At 41.2% G+C, this 18,784-nt stretch carries 23 protein-coding genes, 2 pseudogenes and 1 riboswitch; of the genes and pseudogenes, 2 read left to right on the forward strand and 23 right to left on the reverse strand.

Translation table 11 applies throughout. The features are described from left to right. Window positions 1–48: 48 nt before the first annotated feature. The 5 genes from ACH9UM_RS09315 to ACH9UM_RS09335 all read right to left on the reverse strand — a co-directional run bounded on the left by ACH9UM_RS09315 (window position 49) and on the right by ACH9UM_RS09335 (window position 2,861). Window positions 49–639, reverse strand: coding sequence for a hypothetical protein (locus ACH9UM_RS09315; protein WP_015513324.1), 591 nt, complete (start codon window positions 637–639; stop codon window positions 49–51). A gap of 154 nt (window positions 640–793) precedes the next feature. Then, window positions 794–1,084 carry a hypothetical protein gene (locus ACH9UM_RS09320; protein WP_015513323.1) on the reverse strand — a complete coding sequence of 97 codons (291 nt, stop codon included), beginning with the start codon at window positions 1,082–1,084 and terminating at the stop codon, window positions 794–796. Next, window positions 1,081–1,989, reverse strand: coding sequence for a ParM/StbA family protein (locus ACH9UM_RS09325; RefSeq protein ID WP_208728885.1), 909 nt, complete (start codon window positions 1,987–1,989; stop codon window positions 1,081–1,083). Before ACH9UM_RS09325 ends, ACH9UM_RS09320 begins: the two co-directional genes overlap by 4 nt. Before the next feature lie 187 nt (window positions 1,990–2,176). Continuing rightward, window positions 2,177–2,509: a DUF5720 family protein gene (locus ACH9UM_RS09330; protein ID WP_005341391.1), complete on the reverse strand. Its 333-nt coding sequence runs from the start codon at window positions 2,507–2,509 to the stop codon at window positions 2,177–2,179. Between the two features lie 40 nt (window positions 2,510–2,549). Next, the gene (locus tag ACH9UM_RS09335; RefSeq protein ID WP_215727210.1) at window positions 2,550–2,861 is read right to left on the reverse strand and encodes a hypothetical protein; all 312 of its coding nucleotides are present in this window, start codon (window positions 2,859–2,861) and stop codon (window positions 2,550–2,552) included. Window positions 2,862–3,071: 210 nt separating this feature from the next. Here ACH9UM_RS09335 and ACH9UM_RS09340 point away from each other — a divergent pair, with 210 nt between their 5' ends. Next, window positions 3,072–3,308: a helix-turn-helix domain-containing protein gene (locus tag ACH9UM_RS09340; protein ID WP_005341369.1), complete on the forward strand. Its 237-nt coding sequence runs from the start codon at window positions 3,072–3,074 to the stop codon at window positions 3,306–3,308. 297 nt (window positions 3,309–3,605) lie between these two features. Here the strand turns inward: ACH9UM_RS09340 and ACH9UM_RS09345 are convergent, their stop codons facing one another. From ACH9UM_RS09345 to ACH9UM_RS09375, 7 genes and pseudogenes are all read right to left on the reverse strand, one after another. Beyond that, on the reverse strand, window positions 3,606–3,827 hold the full coding sequence (locus tag ACH9UM_RS09345) for a hypothetical protein (RefSeq protein WP_400091143.1): 222 nt from the start codon (window positions 3,825–3,827) through the stop codon (window positions 3,606–3,608). Beyond that, window positions 3,824–4,438: a 4Fe-4S binding protein gene (locus ACH9UM_RS09350; protein WP_004844995.1), complete on the reverse strand. Its 615-nt coding sequence runs from the start codon at window positions 4,436–4,438 to the stop codon at window positions 3,824–3,826. Before ACH9UM_RS09350 ends, ACH9UM_RS09345 begins: the two co-directional genes overlap by 4 nt. Continuing rightward, a complete protein-coding gene (locus tag ACH9UM_RS09355; RefSeq protein WP_004844994.1) occupies window positions 4,435–5,058 on the reverse strand; it encodes an ECF transporter S component in 624 nt (207 codons plus the stop codon). Before ACH9UM_RS09355 ends, ACH9UM_RS09350 begins: the two co-directional genes overlap by 4 nt. Before the next feature lie 74 nt (window positions 5,059–5,132). Next, a riboswitch (FMN riboswitch) is annotated at window positions 5,133–5,244 on the reverse strand. A gap of 20 nt (window positions 5,245–5,264) precedes the next feature. Next, complete coding sequence (locus tag ACH9UM_RS09360; protein WP_004844992.1) at window positions 5,265–5,660, reverse strand: pyridoxamine 5'-phosphate oxidase family protein; 396 nt, start codon at window positions 5,658–5,660, stop codon at window positions 5,265–5,267. Between the two features lie 211 nt (window positions 5,661–5,871). Then, window positions 5,872–6,306, reverse strand: a complete 435-nt coding sequence (locus tag ACH9UM_RS09365) for an Rrf2 family transcriptional regulator (RefSeq protein ID WP_009243644.1) — start codon at window positions 6,304–6,306, stop codon at window positions 5,872–5,874. Between the two features lie 253 nt (window positions 6,307–6,559). Further along, window positions 6,560–7,708: pseudogene (locus ACH9UM_RS09370) on the reverse strand (1-deoxy-D-xylulose-5-phosphate synthase); the annotation flags it as partial. 11 nt (window positions 7,709–7,719) lie between these two features. Beyond that, window positions 7,720–7,959: a hypothetical protein gene (locus ACH9UM_RS09375; RefSeq protein ID WP_004844986.1), complete on the reverse strand. Its 240-nt coding sequence runs from the start codon at window positions 7,957–7,959 to the stop codon at window positions 7,720–7,722. Window positions 7,960–8,088: 129 nt separating this feature from the next. Between ACH9UM_RS09375 and ACH9UM_RS09380 the strand changes: the two genes are divergently transcribed. Continuing rightward, a complete protein-coding gene (locus tag ACH9UM_RS09380; RefSeq protein ID WP_004844985.1) occupies window positions 8,089–8,970 on the forward strand; it encodes a LysR family transcriptional regulator in 882 nt (293 codons plus the stop codon). Window positions 8,971–9,090: 120 nt separating this feature from the next. Here ACH9UM_RS09380 and ACH9UM_RS09385 read toward each other — a convergent pair. The 11 genes and pseudogenes from ACH9UM_RS09385 to ACH9UM_RS09435 form a co-directional block, all read right to left on the reverse strand. After that, window positions 9,091–9,537 (reverse strand): annotated as a pseudogene (locus ACH9UM_RS09385) (Fic family protein); the annotation flags it as partial. Continuing rightward, window positions 9,536–11,149: a recombinase family protein gene (locus ACH9UM_RS09390; RefSeq protein WP_106789479.1), complete on the reverse strand. Its 1,614-nt coding sequence runs from the start codon at window positions 11,147–11,149 to the stop codon at window positions 9,536–9,538. The gene ACH9UM_RS09390 and the pseudogene ACH9UM_RS09385, both read right to left, overlap by 2 nt. Before the next feature lie 98 nt (window positions 11,150–11,247). Beyond that, window positions 11,248–11,394 (reverse strand): hypothetical protein, encoded by a 147-nt coding sequence (locus ACH9UM_RS09395; RefSeq protein ID WP_015542922.1) that lies wholly within the window; start codon window positions 11,392–11,394, stop codon window positions 11,248–11,250. 56 nt (window positions 11,395–11,450) lie between these two features. Beyond that, complete coding sequence (locus ACH9UM_RS09400) at window positions 11,451–12,299, reverse strand: metallophosphoesterase (protein ID WP_106789478.1); 849 nt, start codon at window positions 12,297–12,299, stop codon at window positions 11,451–11,453. A gap of 302 nt (window positions 12,300–12,601) precedes the next feature. Continuing rightward, window positions 12,602–12,775, reverse strand: a complete 174-nt coding sequence (locus ACH9UM_RS09405) for a hypothetical protein (protein ID WP_400091150.1) — start codon at window positions 12,773–12,775, stop codon at window positions 12,602–12,604. Between the two features lie 238 nt (window positions 12,776–13,013). After that, on the reverse strand, window positions 13,014–13,436 hold the full coding sequence (locus ACH9UM_RS09410; RefSeq protein ID WP_015542925.1) for a hypothetical protein: 423 nt from the start codon (window positions 13,434–13,436) through the stop codon (window positions 13,014–13,016). Window positions 13,437–13,940: 504 nt separating this feature from the next. Further along, window positions 13,941–14,333, reverse strand: a complete 393-nt coding sequence (locus ACH9UM_RS09415; protein WP_055158478.1) for a winged helix-turn-helix domain-containing protein — start codon at window positions 14,331–14,333, stop codon at window positions 13,941–13,943. Window positions 14,334–14,457: 124 nt separating this feature from the next. After that, window positions 14,458–15,228, reverse strand: coding sequence for a response regulator (locus tag ACH9UM_RS09420; RefSeq protein ID WP_055201459.1), 771 nt, complete (start codon window positions 15,226–15,228; stop codon window positions 14,458–14,460). 187 nt (window positions 15,229–15,415) lie between these two features. Continuing rightward, entirely contained in the window at window positions 15,416–17,800 is a 2,385-nt protein-coding gene (locus ACH9UM_RS09425; protein WP_400091159.1) for an ABC transporter permease, read from the reverse strand. 14 nt (window positions 17,801–17,814) lie between these two features. Next, a complete protein-coding gene (locus ACH9UM_RS09430) occupies window positions 17,815–18,480 on the reverse strand; it encodes an ABC transporter ATP-binding protein (protein ID WP_002586598.1) in 666 nt (221 codons plus the stop codon). Window positions 18,481–18,485: 5 nt separating this feature from the next. Further along, complete coding sequence (locus ACH9UM_RS09435) at window positions 18,486–18,746, reverse strand: hypothetical protein (RefSeq protein ID WP_004611617.1); 261 nt, start codon at window positions 18,744–18,746, stop codon at window positions 18,486–18,488. Between the last annotated feature and the right edge of the window lie 38 nt (window positions 18,747–18,784).

Raw genomic sequence — 18,784 nt, forward strand, 5'->3', positions numbered from 1 at the left:
AGGCGGCATGATTTCTCATACCGCCCTTCGTTATTCTGTATCAATTGGTTACCATTCTGTTGGTTCTTCTGTTTTGGTTTCTTCTTCCAGATCAGTTTCTCTTTCTGGTTCAGTTTCCTCTTCCGGTTCGCTGTCCCCTTCTGGTTCGTTTTCCTCTTTCGGTTCACTCTCCCCTTCTGGTTCGTTTTCCTCTTTCGGTTCGCTCTCTCCATCTGGTTCGCTTTCCTCTTCTGGTTCGCTGTCCCTTTCCGGCTCAGTGCTTTCTTCCGGTTGTGTTTCTTCTGTTCCCAATTCTCCAATTGTCTGTTCGGATTCTTCAGGCTGATCTTTGCTTTGCCATTCGGCCTCTGCCTTTTCCAGTGCTTCTTCTATAATCTGAATTAAGAAGTCTTTCTGTTTCATGTGTTTCTTTCCGATGACTACTTTTAATCTCTGGAATAATTCCTCTGATACCTGTACTGCTACTGTTCTTACTGCTCCCATGCTTATTTCTCCTTTTCCTTCCAGTCTGTTGAAATGTTCTTCAATGACCTGTTGTAAAAATTTTTGTGTGCTGCTTTCTGTGAGTTCAATCTCTTCTCTTACTTTCTCATGTAAGTCCATCGGGATCTTTCCGCAGATATTTTTCATTTCTGCCATAACCTTTCTCCTTTCTCTTTCGCTACACACAACATACTCCAAAGCCGCATGGAAAGCTATTCACAATACCCACCAAAGATAACGATGCATTTTATGCCTTACCCCTAGCAGATCCAACAATGTATGTATCGTGCAATCATAGGCCTCACCCCCTTTACAAATTTTCCATTTGAGATAGAAAATCCATCATCTGATCTGGTATTTCTTCCGATGATGGGTTCGTTGTCGATTGTTCCGTAGTGCCACATATTCCTAATTCTCGAACACTTTCTTTTATCGTCTTTTGAATGACTTCTTCCATCCATTTCCGATCCTCTTTTTCCAGAATTGCCTGAACCAGATACTGGCTTTTCTGCCCTTCTGGAACACTTTGAAATTTCTCCCATGCCCTCTGGTGTTCTGGATTTTTCAGGTTCGGGCGGAACGAATATACCGGGCGTGTCATCTCGTCCACATCTGCTCTACAATCCGTTCATACCCTGTTGCGTTGGCATGGACGTCCTCTATAAAAACGGGGCGGCAAATCGCGTCCTGTGTGGTCACGTGGCGTTTTAAAATTGCAGAGCCTCCCCCCATAAATACGGTGGGTACTGCCCGGAGATCAAACCCGGATTCTGTCACCGCAGACAGTATTCTTTCTATATATTTCCGTCCGTTTTCCTGTATGATCCGTCTGGCCTCTTCTGCCATACTGCAAGATTCTCCCCGAAGCACACGCTCAATTTGAGTTTCTGTCACAGACAGTCCGGTATTTCTACGCACTTGTTCTGCTGTCTCATCAATACATCGGATTACTCCAAGTTCCAGACTTCTGCACGTTGCTGCATTCGGAACAGCATTGTCCAGCCTCATAAGGTCAACGGTCCAGCCACCAATATCAACAAGCAGAACAGACGGTTCATTCTTCAGATACTCTGGATGCAGAGCAAGCGCAGAGTATCCCTGTGGGAACAGTTTCACATCTTTTATTGTTATCTCATATAACTCACTTTCATATAAAAATCGCACTGGCTGCTCTTTCCGCAACAGATACTCCCTGAATCCCTGTTTCTCTCTTCCAAAACTTGAAAGCGGAAGTCCAACAGCCAGAATTACCTCTGTCTTTCGTTCCGCTTTCCGATGCTTGATTTCTTCTGCAATGGCTGCCAACGTCAGCAGATAATAATTATCATTTGACGTTTTATTTTTTACCAGCGTCTGTCTTCCCGTACCGCAGACATAATACTTTCCTTGATATTGCAGAACATTCTGCATGGTATACGGCTCGTAATCATACCCAATAATTCCACTTGGGAAAGACACTTGTCTTGTTTTAATGGCATAATAGCCATGATCAATTCCTATGATTATCGCAATCACATCCTTTCATTTTTTCTGTTTAACGTAAGGTCAAAAATGTTGTCACTGCTGCAACGGATCGTTGCAAAAGTGCCATTCGTGAACACTTTTCTATGTTCCAGCGTCCCAAAACCTGCGGAAAATCTGGCTTTTTTATACCACTATCGCCAGAGGAACACTACTGTTCCTTCCCAGCCGGTTATAAAAGATCCCTCTCCCGGCGGCGGTCCAGCCTGTCCGGGGGAGGGATATATCGCAAGTTTCCTTTTTGAACAATTGCCTGTCTTTTTATTTTTATGAGATGTTTTTCCTGCTTTTGTAAAATGGGAAGATACTCCGGTTCTGTCAAAAACTTCCGTATATAATTGCCCTTTTTTCCCAGCTTGTTATCATTTTTCAGCAGTTCTATTTCTACCATGTAATGGGTATCTGGATGAAATCTCTTCTCACACAAAATGCTGTCCCCTTTTATATAATCAGATTTAGCCGATTCTCTTGCTGCCGCCAAGAGTTCATAAATACTTACTTCCACCTCTTATCACCTCCCAAAAGACCAGAAAAAAGCAGACCTCTTAATCGAAGTCTGCTCCTGTCGGATATGGTAATCCTCTTTCTTCATATTTTTTATCGATATAATTTCGAATCCATTCCCTGTATTCTTCCGTTAATGCCAGTTCCTGAAATTCTAACAACCACTTTTCCCCTTTTGCTTCGTCATCAAGCCATCGATCTTCTATGCACTCCGGCTCATCTAACATTTTCATCATCGCTTCAAATGGCTCTTTTACATCATCACCAAATTCTTTCCATAAGGCGATTCCATAGTTCTCCAGTTCAAAAAATTCTGTCAGATATGTCAATCGTTCCATATCCCCCAATGTCATTCTTTTTTCACCTGACAATAATGCTCGATCTCTTTTGCCACATAGATTTAAAAATTTTCTCTTTTCCATCTCCACATCCATTATACTTTTACCTCTTCCTGTTAAAAATAATTCCTTATTACGAAACATTATAAAATTTAAATTCTTTAGAATCAATATATATGTTTCTGTATTACGAAACTTTTTATTTTATAAGGGGAGTTCATCATTATGCAAAAGATTAGACCAGATATGGATATTGGTAAAAATATCCAAGCAATTCGATATAAAAACAATATGACTCAAGACCAAGTAGTTGCAAAATTAAATCTTATGGGTATCTCCATCACCAAAAGTACCTATGCCAAACTGGAAACAAATCGCATGAACATTAAGGCATCTGAATTAGTTGCACTTGCAAAACTCTTTCATACCGATATCAATGCTTTCTTTTCCGGCTTGCTATAGTTCGACATTCCCCGACTCCCTGTGTATATAATAGCATATTAAAAATAAGAACCAGTCTATATTCTTATCGGATATAAACCAGTTCTTTTTTCTTATCAAATAATATAAAAGTGACAGGGAATTCAGATTCTTATCTTCTGTCACTCATGTAATTATTATTCTATTTTAAATTTAATGAATTTACCCATTCTTGAATTTCTTTTTCAATGTTATTTTCTATATAAACGTCATACACATTTTTCCACATTATCTGTGTATACTGTTATTTTCAACCCCATAATTATAACTTGGTACACGCTATACACTACTATAAACTGTACTCCATTTTAGGATTCCCGCAGCTGTCGATGCCCCGGCTCCTGCCCCGATTATAACACAGTCTGTATTTCTTATATTCTTTGCTGCCCTGTCAATCTGGTCTTCATATGCATCCTTTTGGAATACATAATCCCTTGCCGGAGTACTACATAAAAAGTTTCTCCAGTCAGCATACCCTTTTCTGATTTTCTTAAAAATCATAATGAACCTCTTTTCTCAATACACTGCTTCGGACAAATTTCTGCACATCTTCCGCAATGCAGACAATGATTCTGGTTGATAGTAACCGGAACTGAAGATATATCAATGCATTTTTGCGGACATACAGAGTAACACAGTTTGCATCCAATACATTCTTTTCCAATAAAATACCCTGTCTGAACTGCCTCGGTTTTTCCAATTGTTATAGTATCCCTCACAATATTTGATGGATTGCTGATATCAAAATACTCTCCCTGTGCCTCATACAGCCGAAACACTTCGATTGCGTCTTTCGTATCTCCCGGATAGATTTTCTTCATATATGGATTTTTTTCAAACATAATATCAAGATTCTTTTTTCCGATGTTCTTTATTTTTCCACGCAGAGACACCGCAATTTTGTCTTTTGTTGCGGATATTGCCACATACTGCTGCTCCATTAACTGGTCATAAAATGTTTTTCCCGTTGCTGTAAGGAAATACACACCTTCTTCATCATAGTACATCATATCTATGATTCTTGTCTGAGGATGTCCATCTGAACCTATCGTTGCAACTGTTGTTGAATGAATTTCATCCACCAGAAGTTCAAGATAATCCATTTTTGTCATTTCAAAGTCTCTCCTTTCAGTATCGGTGTAAGTTTTTTATATATCATCATGGTAATTGCTCCAATTACCAAGCCTTTTAAGATATTAAACGGCAATGCATTGAATAGAACAACGTCCAGCTTAGTCTTAATAAATGGCAGAAATTCGCCAAATGATGCAATCAGCTGCTCCAGAGGCATAAATGTTTCAAACAGTGAAAGTAGAATAAAATAATTTGCAATCGCTGCCGCTATTCCCATAACCACACTTGAAATAACACATGCCCACCTCGCCATTTTCTTAGTCTTTTTGTATTTGTATATAAAACCGGCAGCCAGTACATAGGATGCCCCCATTAGGAAATTGGCAAGTTCACCAATTCCTCCTGTTGATGTTGACAGAAGCTGTAATATATTTTTTATCAATTCTATCATCACTCCTGTAACCGGTCCAAACGCAAACGTCCCAATCAGTGCAGGTAAATCTGACAGATCCATTCGTGCAAATGATGGACTCAAAGGAACCGGAAACTCTAAAAATGCCAACACATATGATATAGCTGCCAGTAGAGCTGTCATTGTTATCGTTCTTGTAGAAACTAAATTTTTTCTTGTTTTAATAGTTGCTGTATTGTTACTCATAAATCTCCTTTTTGTGAGATATGCCTGAATTTAAAACAGCCCGCAGGACGGGATTCCCTGCGGGACTTGTTTTATCATATCTTCTCTCATCCGGACTTTACCGTCGGTTATGGAATTGCACCATATCAGCTTTTGCTCGCAGACTATACTGCCGGTCAGGAATTACACCTTGCCCCGAAGACTGTAATTTTTTCTGTTAATTATCTTTAAAATTCATAAGGTGGATTTCCAGAGAAATCTGCGATTAAACCATGCGGATTTTCAAGATAGAATACCTCAAAAATAGGATTATCTGCTGTCTGATACTGTCCCTTAACGATAGGATTGTTCATGCATCCTTCCTTTACACTCTTGTTGTCCTCAAATACTGCTTTGCCATGAAGGCGAATCCATGCGTATTCAGGGGAAGATACTGATACTTCTACTTCAGGATTTGCTAACATATCCTTGTAAACATCCTTTGTGTTGTTAGTACAGAACCAAAGCTTTCCGTCCTGCTCAAAACAGAACATGAATGGACGGCATTTTGCCTTTCCATCTCTTCCGACGGTTGCTAAATACTGAACCGGGTTTTTCTGTAAAAATTCTACTACTTTCTGCATTTTAAATTACCTCCTTGATATGTTGTAACAATGATTATTACATCTTGTAGCTATACAATATCATTCGTTTAATGTAATGTCAATAGTTACATCAAGCTTTTTGTAACTTTTTTTGTTACAACTCCTTTTGAAGATTTTACATTGATTATGAAAAACAAAAAGGCTCCGGAAATTGTGATGGTATAATCACTCATCCGAAGCCTTCTGTAGGCTACTCTTCCTCTGTATACACTGCAATATCTTTTTTCACATCAGCAAGTGTCATTTCTGAAAGTTTTTCCTCCATTGCCTTCTGTACTTCTAACAGTCTCTTATCAAGAACATGGTGAATATTCTTTCCTACCGGACATTTCTGATTGGGATTCTCATGAAAATGAAACAGTTCTTCATCTGGTGCACATTCCACTGCTTTATACACATCAAGGAATGTAATCTGCTCCAATGGTCTGGTAATTGTCACACCGCCTGTCCCTCTTGCAACTTCAATAAGACCAGCAGCCTTTAATTGTTGCAATATTTTACGAACAATCACCGGATTAGTTCCAATGCTTGCTGCCATAAAATCACTAGTCATCTTCTGATCTGAAAATGTATCTATACAGGCAAACATATGGATTGCCATTGTAAATCTGCTTGAAATCTGCATTATAAACACCTCTCTTTGACAGTAATCATATCAAAAAACAGATGTAATTTCAATGGTTACATTGTTGTTGAAAACTTAATATAAATACAATCAATAGTCTGCTTTAGAAAAAAACAATTTTATGGTCTATCGACATCTCGCCAAATGGAATTTACCTAACGCAGCGATGCCCCGAACGCCCTTAGTTCTTCTCTCTTTTTCTCGCTCTTGTTTTCAGACCCATGTGCTGTAAACACACCCATGTTTTCAAGTCCAAGATAATCCAGAAACTATTGTTAATACATACATCATGGGAAATCTGGTCATACGCTCTTTGAATAAAGGTTGTGTTTGTAACCACAAGCGGCTTCGCACCGTTTTTTGCAGCACCAGATGCCATGGCAACCGCCTGTTCTTCCGCAATCCCTACATCCACATACTGCAATCCAAGCTCCTTTCGCTGTTCCTGATTTAAGCCTGCACTGCCCGGCATAGCAGGAGTAATCACAAGAAGCTCAGAATCACTTTTTGCTTTTCGCATAATATACTCAGCAGTGATAGATGTATAATCTTCTCCATCGCCAAAAGAGATTGTTGGTTTGCCTGTTTCACGGTCAAATGGCATACACCAATGCCATCCCTCTTTGTCTTTTTCAGCAATCTCATATCCCTTTCCTTTTTGTGTATGGATATGGACTACGATTGGATGATCCGTATCTTTCACCTTGCGGAATAAGGAAATCAGTGATGCTATGTCATTGCCGTTTTCCTCATATATATAATCTAATCCAAACGCTTTGAAGAGATTATTGGAAGCAGTTCCGCCTGTCTCTCTTAATTCGGCAAGATTTTTATACATTCCGCCATGTACTTCGGCAATCGACTGCTCATTATCATTTACTATAATAATTAAATTGGAGTTAATCTCTGATCCAGCTACATTCAATCCCTCTAGTGCTTCACCGCCTGAGAGGGAGCCATCACCAATAATTGCAATAATATTTTCTTTATCTCCTTTTATATCTCTCGCCTTAGCCAGACCCGTAGCTAAAGAAACTGAGGTCGAAGTGTGACCTACATTGAAGAAGTCATGTTCACTTTCTTCCGGATTTGTATAACCGGAATCCTCTGAAAAGTGCTCATCGGAAATATATCCATTCTTTCTTCCGGTCAAAATCTTATGAGGATAGCTCTGATGAGATACATCAAATATAAACTTATCCTTAGGCGAAGAGAAAACATAATGCATGGCAATCTCTGCCTCCACCATACCGAAATTTGGACCAAAGTGACCGCCGATTTTAGTCAGCCGGTTAAACAATGCCTCTCTGATTTCCGAAGCAAGTTCCTCCAGCTGCTCCATAGACAATTTTTTTACATCTTCCGGTCCGTTAATTGTTTGAATAATTTTATAATCTGTCATTTACATTCTCCTTATCTATTTTCATTAGATTTCTTTAACGAGTAGATCAAATAATCCAGGCAATCTATGTTATCCTGATAAATATGTGTCTGTTCCATTAAATGTTTTCTATACATACATAACTGTGATAACAGCGCTTCTACATTGTTTTCTTGTGCCAGTTTCATGCAACACTGGATTGTTTTCTGATTACAGCCTGCGTCCACAAGATTCTGATAAATTATTCCATATTTGTCATTTGCTTCTGCCATCTGTCTGCACCTCCTGCTTAAATTATACATGCTTCAAACGATATATCTAATACTTATAATTCATATCACGATATTCTTGACAGGAATATCATTTGAGTATAGGATAATAAAAAAGGTTGGAGGTGTACTATGGAAATTCGTGTACTTCGTTATTTTCTTGAAATTGCACGTGAAGGAAATATGTCAAGGGCTGCTGAAAGACTTCATGTTACACAGCCAACGCTGTCTAAACAGATGAAAGATCTGGAACAAGAGCTTGGCAAAAAACTATTTAAGCGTGGCAGCACAAGCGTCAGTCTTACTGATGAGGGTATGCTTCTGCGAAAAAGAGCAGAAGATTTACTGGCCATGGCTGACAAAATCACAAACGAATTTCAGGCAATGGATGATATCACAGGAGGTGATATTTATATTGGCTGTGCAGAATCCTATCTTGTAAAATATCTTGCCCGTGCTGTAAAAAAGTTAAGCAGCATTTATCCCAATATCCATTATCATGTTACCAGCGGTGATACCGAACAGGTAACAGAACGATTAGACCGTGGACTTCTGGATATGGCATTTATAGTAGAACCGCCCGATTTATCAAAATACAATTATCTTGAAGTGCCTGAATACGATACATGGGGTGTTCTGATGAGAAAGGACAATCCATTAGCCGCAAAAGAGGCTATTGCCTTTGATGATTTATTGGATATTCCTATTTTTTGTTCGGAACAGTCTGCTAAAATGGATTTACCCCGTTGGTGTTCCGATAACCTTGACCGACTTAATATATTAGCGACATTTAATCTCTGCAATAACGGTGCCGTTTTTGTCCGTGAAGGGCTGGGGGTTGAGCTTACCTTTGAAAAGTTAGTAGAAACAAATGCAGAAAGTGATTTATGCTTCCGTCCGATCACACCACCTCTCCACACAAAAATGTATGTTATATGGAAAAAATATCAAATATTCACTCCTGTTGCTAATCTGTTATTGGAAGAAATAAAAAAGATCATCGTTTTACCATAATCGTGAAACGATGACCTTTTTGTGATTTGAACACAGCAAGACAAACTTCGATTTAGATTTCACCTGTAAAGTGTACCCTTTGTCAAGGACACTTTAAATTTATAAGCTGCTTTCATATTTTTAAACACGGACATAACCAGTAGATGGACCTGCACCAACTTTTGCGATATACCCACTCTTAACCAGATTCGTCAAAGTCCTTTCCACGGTAATTTTGCTTATATCAGGACAAAGCTCCATGATTTCTTTCTTTGTAATTTTGCCAACCTTGTTATCAATAACCGCTTTAATTCTATCAGGCTTAGAAAGACTCCGATGCTTCAAATGCTCTACACGGCTTTCGAATTCATTGTATGCTTTCAACATGATACCCAGATAATATTTAACAAAAGGCTCATAGCTGTTTTCTCCCTCATGCCAGCCAGTAGAACTTGCTTGAAGGGCTTCATAATATGTTTCCTTTGTCTTTTCAATCAACATTTCCATACTGATATATTTTCCAACGATGTATCCCGCCTTATAAAAAAGCAATAAAGTGAGCAAACGGCTCATCCTACCATTTCCGTCAGGCGATACCACATTGAGACCCCGCAAGAAAACGATAGTTAATTTCCACTCTTTGCTTACGATCTTTGCCGGTTCCCTCTGCCTGATATACATAAATACTATCAATCAGCTCCACCAGCATAGAACGGTTCAGTTCTGTTACTGTTTCATACTTACGAATTGTTTCCAAAAATTGATTGGTACTCTGTGTTTTCTTTTCTTCCGCTCTGATTTTAGTTCTTAATTCGTCTCTTTTTTGAGCAAGTTCTTTCTGCTCACTTTCATAAGCTGAGGACATCTTTTCAAAGCGTTCATCAGAAATCTTACCGAGTGCATTCTGCTCAAAGAGCTTCATAATCACACTATCAATTTCTGCAATCCGTTTTTCTGCTACTTCCAAGTCTTTCTCGAACTGTTTGATTTTCTTACTGCCGCCTTTTTCGCTCAATTCGTGCATTTCCTGTATAAACTGATCTCCTAAGGCTTCCATATTCTTAATATGCTTTTGAATATCACTCATAACAATCTGTTGCAACGCCTCATAAGAAATGGCATGGGTTGTACAAAGATTGCTATTCCTTACATAAGTTCTGCAGCGAAAGCGAGGCTCCCTTCCATTTGGATTAGAAAACGCCATGTTGCGACCACAATCCGGGCATTTCACAAGACCCACAAATATATTAGGACGTCCTGTTTTATTCGGCTGTTTTTTTACACTGATGAATTTCTGCACCAGTTCAAAGGTTTCTTCATCAATGATCGCTTCGTGGGTGTTCCGTACTATGATCCATTCTTCTTTCGGAACTGCAACCGGCTTCTTATTCTTAAATGATTTGGTCTGTGTCTTATGAGAAACCATATGTCCCAGGTACACTTGATTCTCCAAAATCATCTTCACATTCTTTGCTACCCAATCCGTTGGAAACTTAAATCCTGTACTTGTTTCCAGAGTGCCGTTCTTCATTGCCCTGTATGCTCTCGGAATCAGAACACCATCCTCGCACAAGGTTCTCGCAATCTGATGAACGCTGTTGCCCTGTTTCGATAATTCAAAAATTCGTTTGACAATAGGTGCTGTATCAGGATCAACCAATAGCTTTCTTTTGTTCTCTGGGTCCACCACATAACCATAAGGTGCAAATGAACCGCAGAACCCACCACTCAATGCTGTTGTCTTTTTTACGCTTCGGATTTTCTTTGATGTATCACGAGCATAATACTCATTCATAATAGATTTAAACGGCATCATCTCGTTTTCATCAAATCTTGTATCGACATCATCATTCAAAGCAATAAACAAAATATCATTATTAGGAAAGATTTCTTCCACATAATACATGAACATGGCATTGTTACGTCCAAAACGTGACATATCCTTTACCATGATACCGCTCGGTTCCGGATCGTCCATAGCATCTTTAATCATACGGTTCAGATCCGGCCGGTTGAAGGTGGTTCCAGAATAACCATCGTCCACATATTCGCCTATCACTTCAAATCCTTTTTCCTTAGCATTGTACCTTAACATCTGCAACTGATTGGTAATGCTGTTGCTTTCCTTATCCGCATCCCCATCGTCTTTCGATAAACGTGCATATAATCTAACTCTTAGTTTTGTCTGCTGTTTTAACATTTCTGCTCCTTTCCAACAGCAAACAAACTGCTTTGTACTTTATAATTATAACACGTTTAAGCACTCTTTTCAGCAATTTGCTCTACTGTTTTTTTCAATCAACGGGTATTGTTTTCCTGCTCAATTTCTTTCTGGATCAGTCGTTTAATTAAATACTCCAACTGAACCGTACCGGAAAAAACGGAAGTTACATAAAACGTTGTATTCCCAATTTGGACTGCATTCTCCTGTTTAGGATTTTCCATGTGCTCACCTCATTTCCAGGCAACAAAAAAACACCATCACTGGTGTTTTTTTGCTCCTATATATTTACAATTCTTCGTGCATATACTCCGCTTTTTAAATCTATCTCTGCATAAACCATACTACTATCGCCAAACTCTGTCTGCCCTGGCTGAATACAGGTTGTAGTACCTATCTGATTCATCCATGATCCTTTTTCTGTATCAGGACTTTCGTGAATATGCCCGTGCAGAGAAAGTAACGGCTGTTTGGCTTTAAGGAACTCATAAATATCTACTGATCCTATATCCAAATCCTGATATAGAAGCTGTCCCAAACGCAATCCGGCAGGAGGCATGTGCATAACATATACCGTTTTCTTCGGACTCTCCGGTTCAGGCAGTTCTTTCAAAATTCCACACATCAATGGAAGTTCTGTTTTGGAATACTCCAACCAGTCAAAAATTCTGTCATAACCATATTCATTCGATATACCGGCAAAAAAGCTAAGTTGTCTTTGGGGAATATAATCTGTCTCTGTAACAACTCGATCCTTACATCCAAAGGGATGATCCAAAATCTGATTCATTCCAATAAATTCATATTCGTCAATGCGGATTTTTTTACCTGCTATATTATGAACATTTGCGAATCCCCCACAAGTCTGTTCAAAAAGATTATCCACAGATAGCAAATCGTCATTCCCCAGCATATTAAGGTATGTAATGTTATGTTCTTGCAATATGGAAAAGTAATTACTTAGAAATCCTTTGATAAATAACGGTTGTTCTGTATGTCTTTCTCCCAATTTTGGAAGCATATCTCCACCATTCACAATAACTCTGATCTCTTGTTTCATAGCTATTTCTAATGATTTTCTGTATTTATTTTTATCTCCATGCAGGTCTGTAACATAAAGTATTTTCATGCTGTATCTCACTCCTTATATCCTTTAAGCATTTGCATCTTGATTGATTATAACACACAGCAACAATACTTTCAGCAGTTTCCGCCGCTATGTTTTCCACCTGTAGTATAGATCACTTTCTTCCCACATTTTTATATCTTATCATCAAAACCACATGAATAGGTCGGATCTATGGTTATTGCACACATAAATCCGGCCCATTATATCTGATTTCGATTTTACTGCCGTATTTGCCACGCACCCCGGCAAGTCCTTCTGTTATAAGGACGGGGCTGTTACAGGCTGCGGATAGCGTCACCGCATCATAGTCCCACATACGCCGCCGCTTTGCCAGAGCAAGCAAACGCCGCAGGAACTCTCCCCAAGTCTTTAGGAAGCTGTGAAGAAGTACCATTATGATCTGCGTCGTTATCGCGTCCGGCCTGCCACAGCCGGTTTCGTAGGTTGCGTTTATCGCTCGGACAGCCTGGATCCATCACCTCCTTAGGCCGCCTGTCACCGCGCCGCCCCATCTGCCGCTCGGAACACAGAATGAAGTACCTGTAACAGCGTATATTCGGTTGTCAAGGAACAAGCAAGGGGCATGGCAGACAAATTGATATTGCAGTTGGGGTGGGAGGATGTATATGCTTCCTTACCACACCCGTCCAGCTTGTCCCGCCGAATATGTCCCTCTACTATTCAGTACATTTTTAGGGGCAAAGTTGCCGTCTGTTATAAAATTTCTTTGAAATATTTTTCCAGACTACGCAATCCGGCTTCGATAGAACGGGTGATCCGGCTTTTGTGTGTTCCTTCCGCTTTGGCAATATCTGCTTTGCTCATGCCAAGAAAAAAGTGTGCATAGATTCGTTGGCGCTGCTTTACCGGAAGTTTGGAAAGACCTTTATAAATCAACTCCGTCATTTGGCGCTGTTCCCAAATTTCTGCCGGGTTAAGAGGCTTTTGCAATATCTCACGCTCAATACCTTCGTCTCGATCCAGAGAGTAAAATGCTTTATAGCGGTATGTACGAATCCGATAGGCTTCTTCCAACAACATATATTCCCGAAGCAACAAAGCAACTTCATCCGGCACCTCAACGATCATGTCCTGTGTATAATACGGGTAATAATCCCGAAGATTGATTTTCTTCATAGTAATTTCCTCCAATTTCGATGTTTGAGTTGATGGCAAAAATCGAAATCAGAGGGTGGGCTGCGGCAGCGATAAGGTCTAAGTCTCTTTCTGATTAAAAAAAGGGTACAAAAAAGCGCGCCCGTACAAAGAACAGGCGCGCCAAAGCAGCAGTATAAAATTTTTCCGGGAGGTTGACAGCGAAAATGCTCAAACTTTGTCGAAACCAAAAACGCCGCAATCCATACGAGCTGGACTACGACGTATAGGTGACTGAATGTAAAGCAGTTTATCTGCAGATCTGTGTTGCATAGACGCATAGACATTTCCTCCCATCAAGGAGGAACCTGAATCGGCTGCTTGATACCTCCTTGGGAGAAAATTATATCGGTTATGTTTCCTTTATCAGTCCGCAGATATTCGCTTTTTACTCTTTATATTCGCAATTTTCTACATATTCCGCTCTTAGAATATATGCTGCAAAAAGCAAGCCCACAAGGGGAAACAACACCTTGTGGGCTCATGTTATAGATGTTCAAATTTATAGCCGATCCCGGCGACACTCTCAATATAGTTTGGAAGATCCGGTTCAAAGCGCAACTTCTTACGCAGCTTACTTATATGATTATGAATCGCTTTTCTCGAATAGAAATCACAATCCTCTTTCCAAACCAAATCGGTAATCAGTTCGTAAGTAAAAACACGTTTGGGATTGGCAATGAGTAATGCCAGTATATCAAACTCCTTACTTGTCAGGTTGATAATCCGTTCACGAACCCTGACAGTGCGGTGTTCCAGGCATAGATAAAGCTCGCCTTCTTGTATTTCTGTCAGAGGATTTTTCTCTGCTGTGGAAGAAGTGTGACAGGAATTGAATACTGTTCCATGACAGACTCCTTGCTCCAAAATATATTGCATTAGAGCATTCTTTTGTTCCTCGTTAAGAAGCAGAAATAACTTTTCGCCAATCTGTTTGCCGGATTCTTCTATATCAAAAACAGCTAATGTCCCATCACATCATCACCTCCATAAAATTTTTCAATTACTCCACAAAGAACAAAACCTGCCGGATCAGCTCCGGGATATTGACCGGGGCGGTGATATAGTCGTTCACGCCCTCATGCCGGTATTCATATTCCGTGGCAGGGTCGTTGTTCTCGGTGAGGATAAAGAACGGCAGAAGCCGGACAGGGGGATTCTTCATTTGGAACATCCCCGCCACCCGCCGTAGCGTATGAAACAGCTCCATTGCTGTGCCGTCCGGCAGTTCCAGATCGCACAAGATCAGTTCTATTTCCTTATCCTCAAAAATCCGGCGCTTGGCTTCCCAAATCGAGGAAACCAGAATCAGGTCAAAGCCCTTTTGTAGCATAGCAGCCCGCAGCACTTCGGCGCTGGTATCTTCTGCATAGACAAAGAGCAGCTTGTGAAAAGTCGGGGCCTTTTCGCCGGATAACTGCCGGTAGGCGTATTCCACCAGCTTATCTTGTAGTAGCAGTCCTTTCATTTTGTCCATGCACAGCGTCGCGCCCCGGCGCATAGCTTCCTGTTCGTAGTCGTCCTTGTCATGACAGGACGCCAGAATAAAAGGCAGCTCCTTGTCTGCGGCCCGCACCTCGTCCAGAAAGTCCATGCCGGAACCGTCCGGCAGGTCGAGATCACAGCAGACCACCAGCGGCATTTCCTCTTGGATGGCGGTCCGCGCTTCTTTCAGCGTACAAGCCGTTTTTACCGGGTAGCCCCGGTGCTGTAAGTATTTTTGCAGGCACCATGTATAGGTGTCGCTGTCGTCGATCAGCAGTATCTTTTTCATGTGTCCTCACCCCCAATATTGATTTACCACAAGCATAAACTACAAATGTTACACAAATGTCCGAGGTGCCTTTGATTTCGACAGAAAAACAGGCTGAATTGTTACAACGCTCGGACATTTCAAAAATTTCTTTGAGAAATGGCGAAAAAAGCGGGGCAGCACACGCCGCCCCGCCGATCCCATACGGCTATTCCATCGTCCTGATTTGCTCAACAAGAGATTGCTTTTTCAGATTTCCAGTTGTGTAAGAAATCAAGGTGAATTGCACAATCAGCAGGATTGCTAAATATATCAATACGATCAGCCACGGAAATGAATAGTAAAAGTATGGATTCATCGTTTTCACAACGACCTGTACGGATAGGAAGCCCAGTCCAGTCCCCAAAACCAATGTTACCAGCGTAGCAAAAACTGAATACATTAACCCCTCATAGCACAGCATTTTGATAAGCTGCTTTTTACTCAAACCAATCGCCTGTAACATTCCAATTTCCTGCCTACGGGATAAGAAGTTTGTGATTGTCGTATTGACAAGGTTGATTAAAGAAAAGCACACAACAATAACAGCCACGATCAACAATACCCCGAAAGAAAGTTGTTGAAGTCCGCTATAATAAGTGATACTTTCTTTTATGGTTTCCATAACCAAATCGCTATTTCCGTCTATCAGTTGATTTAATGCAGCTTCTACCGTATCATATTTTTTCATATCGGTAATTACGGAAATCGTACCTGTGCAATCTATCCCGGTCGCTTCATTCATAAACTGCTCCGGAAGCGCAAAGCATTTTGAGAAGCCGGAGTAAGAATATTCGTTTACAATGCCCATGACGGTATAGGCCTTTGTGCGAATTTGGCCGGATTCGGTTTTATAGTCCACTTCGACGGTATCACCCAACGCAGCCTCAATATCATAGAGATCGGCACGCTCTTGAAGCAAGACAATTCCATTGCCTGCCACCAGTTCATCATAATCAGTCGTTCCCGCAATTCGCTCTTTCTCCAAATTCTGCTGTTCATCTCGGCAAAAGCCCTGAATCCATTTTCCAGAATTACCATTTACACGATATTCTGCGTCCGTGTAATACCAGTGCTTGATTCCTGTAACGCCATCAATAGATTCTACTGCATTTATAAAATCGGCATTTAGAAAATTCTTTTGCTGCAATCCAGACAAAGAAATACCAGCAGTGTCCCACGATTGATTTGCGTTGAGCTGAATGTTAAATTCACCGACAGGGAAAGCCCTGCCTCTTGCCTCTGCAACGCCATCATAGGAAACTAACATTGTCGAAATCAATACAACCAATACTCCGCCGAGTGAAAGAGAAAGTATTGTTAAAGTGGACTTTGCCTTTTGTCTGGACAGATTCATTTTAGCAAGTGAAGCAGGCGTTATTTTACGGTGCAACACGGAACTTTCTTTCATTTTCCCCTGATAATCGGAATATCGCAATGCTTCCAGCGGAGATACTGCCGCAGCTCTTTTTACAGGAGTATGAATGGCAATCATCACAATAATAAATGCAAAAAGGCCAACCCCGACCGTCACACATAAAGTAGTCAGCCAGTACCAACCGGCAGGAATCAGGAAGTACCCAATCACATTTCCAATAACCAGACCAATCGGGATAGCAATGGCAGCAAGTAATTTCCCCTCGCGGTAAACCATCTTTTTGATCTGTCGTTTTGTAGTTCCGATTGTGCGAAGCTGTCCATAGTTACGGATACTGCTTGCTACTGAAATATAAAAAATCGAATAGATCACAATGCCGGAACCAATGAAAGTTACAAAACCGATCAAGAAATAGAACAGCATATCGCTTCCGTGATTTTCGTCCTTTAAGTTAAAATATGTGGAACGGACAATCACATTATCATCGGAAATTTTTAATTGCTGCGCCAGAGTGTTTGCATAGTTGGTGGCTTCTTCCTCGCTCATGTTTTGAACGCCTTTCAGCCCAATGTAATAATCAATCATGCCTCCGTCGCCATACTGCTGTCTTACTAATTCTTTCGATATAATGGCTGTATAGCGCCCAATATCGCCGGTTTTCACATCTAAGATTCCCGTCAATTTGAAATCATGGGTAGTGCCGTCAGAAAAGGGGATTTGAATTGTCTGTCCCAATTCATTTGAATAGCCCAAACTATCCAAAAAGGATTCCTGCACTACAATTTCATTCTCCGAAGCTGGTAAATCTCCCGAATAGGGCATACTTTGGGATGTTAGCATATCTGCATTTGCATAAGTAAAGTTCACGGTTGAATGGTTTACCTGTTCAGAAAATGCGTTGAAAAATTCTCCAACCCACGCAATTTCTTCTTGCTTGTATAGTTCCTGTCCCTGTTGTTCAGAAATCGCATGATACATAATCTGCGCTGTTTTTTGGTTGCGGTTTTGCGTTTCCTGCATAACCCCAAAGCCATAGAGTACAATAGCAGATAGCAATGCGCTGGCAAGTACAATCGTCAAAACAATAAAGATATTTCTTTTTCGATTTGCCGATATACTGCGGTTTGATATGCGCTTTACAATGCCGCTGGTATCATTTTCAAAAGGCCATGTCATAGCCTGCCACCTCCTTACTCCACGATCTTACCGTCCTCAATGCGGACGATCCGATCGGCAAGGCGGGCAATGTCGTTGTTGTGGGTGATCATCACAACGGTTTGTCGGAACTCCGCACTGGTACGCTTGATCAGCCCCAGCACCTCGGCGCTGGTCTTGCTGTCAAGGTTGCCGGTGGGCTCGTCGGCCAGCACAATAGCCGGTTTGGTGATCAAGGCCCGGGCGATAGCCACACGCTGCTGCTGTCCGCCAGAAAGATTGTTCGGCATATTTTTCAGTTTATCTTCCAGTCCCAGCAGGTGAACGATCTCGTCCAAAAACTTCTGATCCACCGTGTCCCCGTCCAGCTCCACCGGCAGGACGATGTTCTCATACACATTCAGGATCGGAACAAGGTTATAGTTCTGGAAGATAAAGCCGATGTTGCGGCGGCGAAAGATGGTAAGCTGTTCGTCGTTCATCTTCGACAGTTCTTTGTCCCGGACAATCACATTGCCAGAAGTAGGGGTGTCCAGCCCGCCCATCATGTGAAGCAGGGTAGACTTGCCGCTGCCGGAGGTTCCCACAACGGCCACAAATTCGCCGTCCTCCACGGAGAAGTTCACACCGTCAAGGGCGCGGGTGATGTTCGGCTCTGTGCCGTAATACTTTTTCAGGTCGATAGTCTGTAAAATGCTCATAAAATTCAATCCTTTTTTTGTTTGTTGTAAATGCGGAACGCTGCTGCGCCGGTGGCCGCCAACTGCACCAGAATCAGCACAGCGAACAGGCCGAAGCTCTCATAGTAGAACAGTTCATCCCAAAATAGGAGAACATCACAGAGAGCAGTCAAGGCAACCGTCCAGCGGATGTGCCGGGCCAGCCATTGCCGGAACACCAGCACAAGGGCAACGGGCGGGACGATCAGCAGCGCCAGATTCAAAATCAATGTCGGGGTCAGTTCCATTGCGTCGCCTCCTCACTTTTGTTGATAAGGGTATTGTA

The organism is Mediterraneibacter torques (assembly GCF_044591705.1).
Classification (GTDB): Bacteria; Bacillota; Clostridia; order Lachnospirales; family Lachnospiraceae; genus Mediterraneibacter; species Mediterraneibacter torques.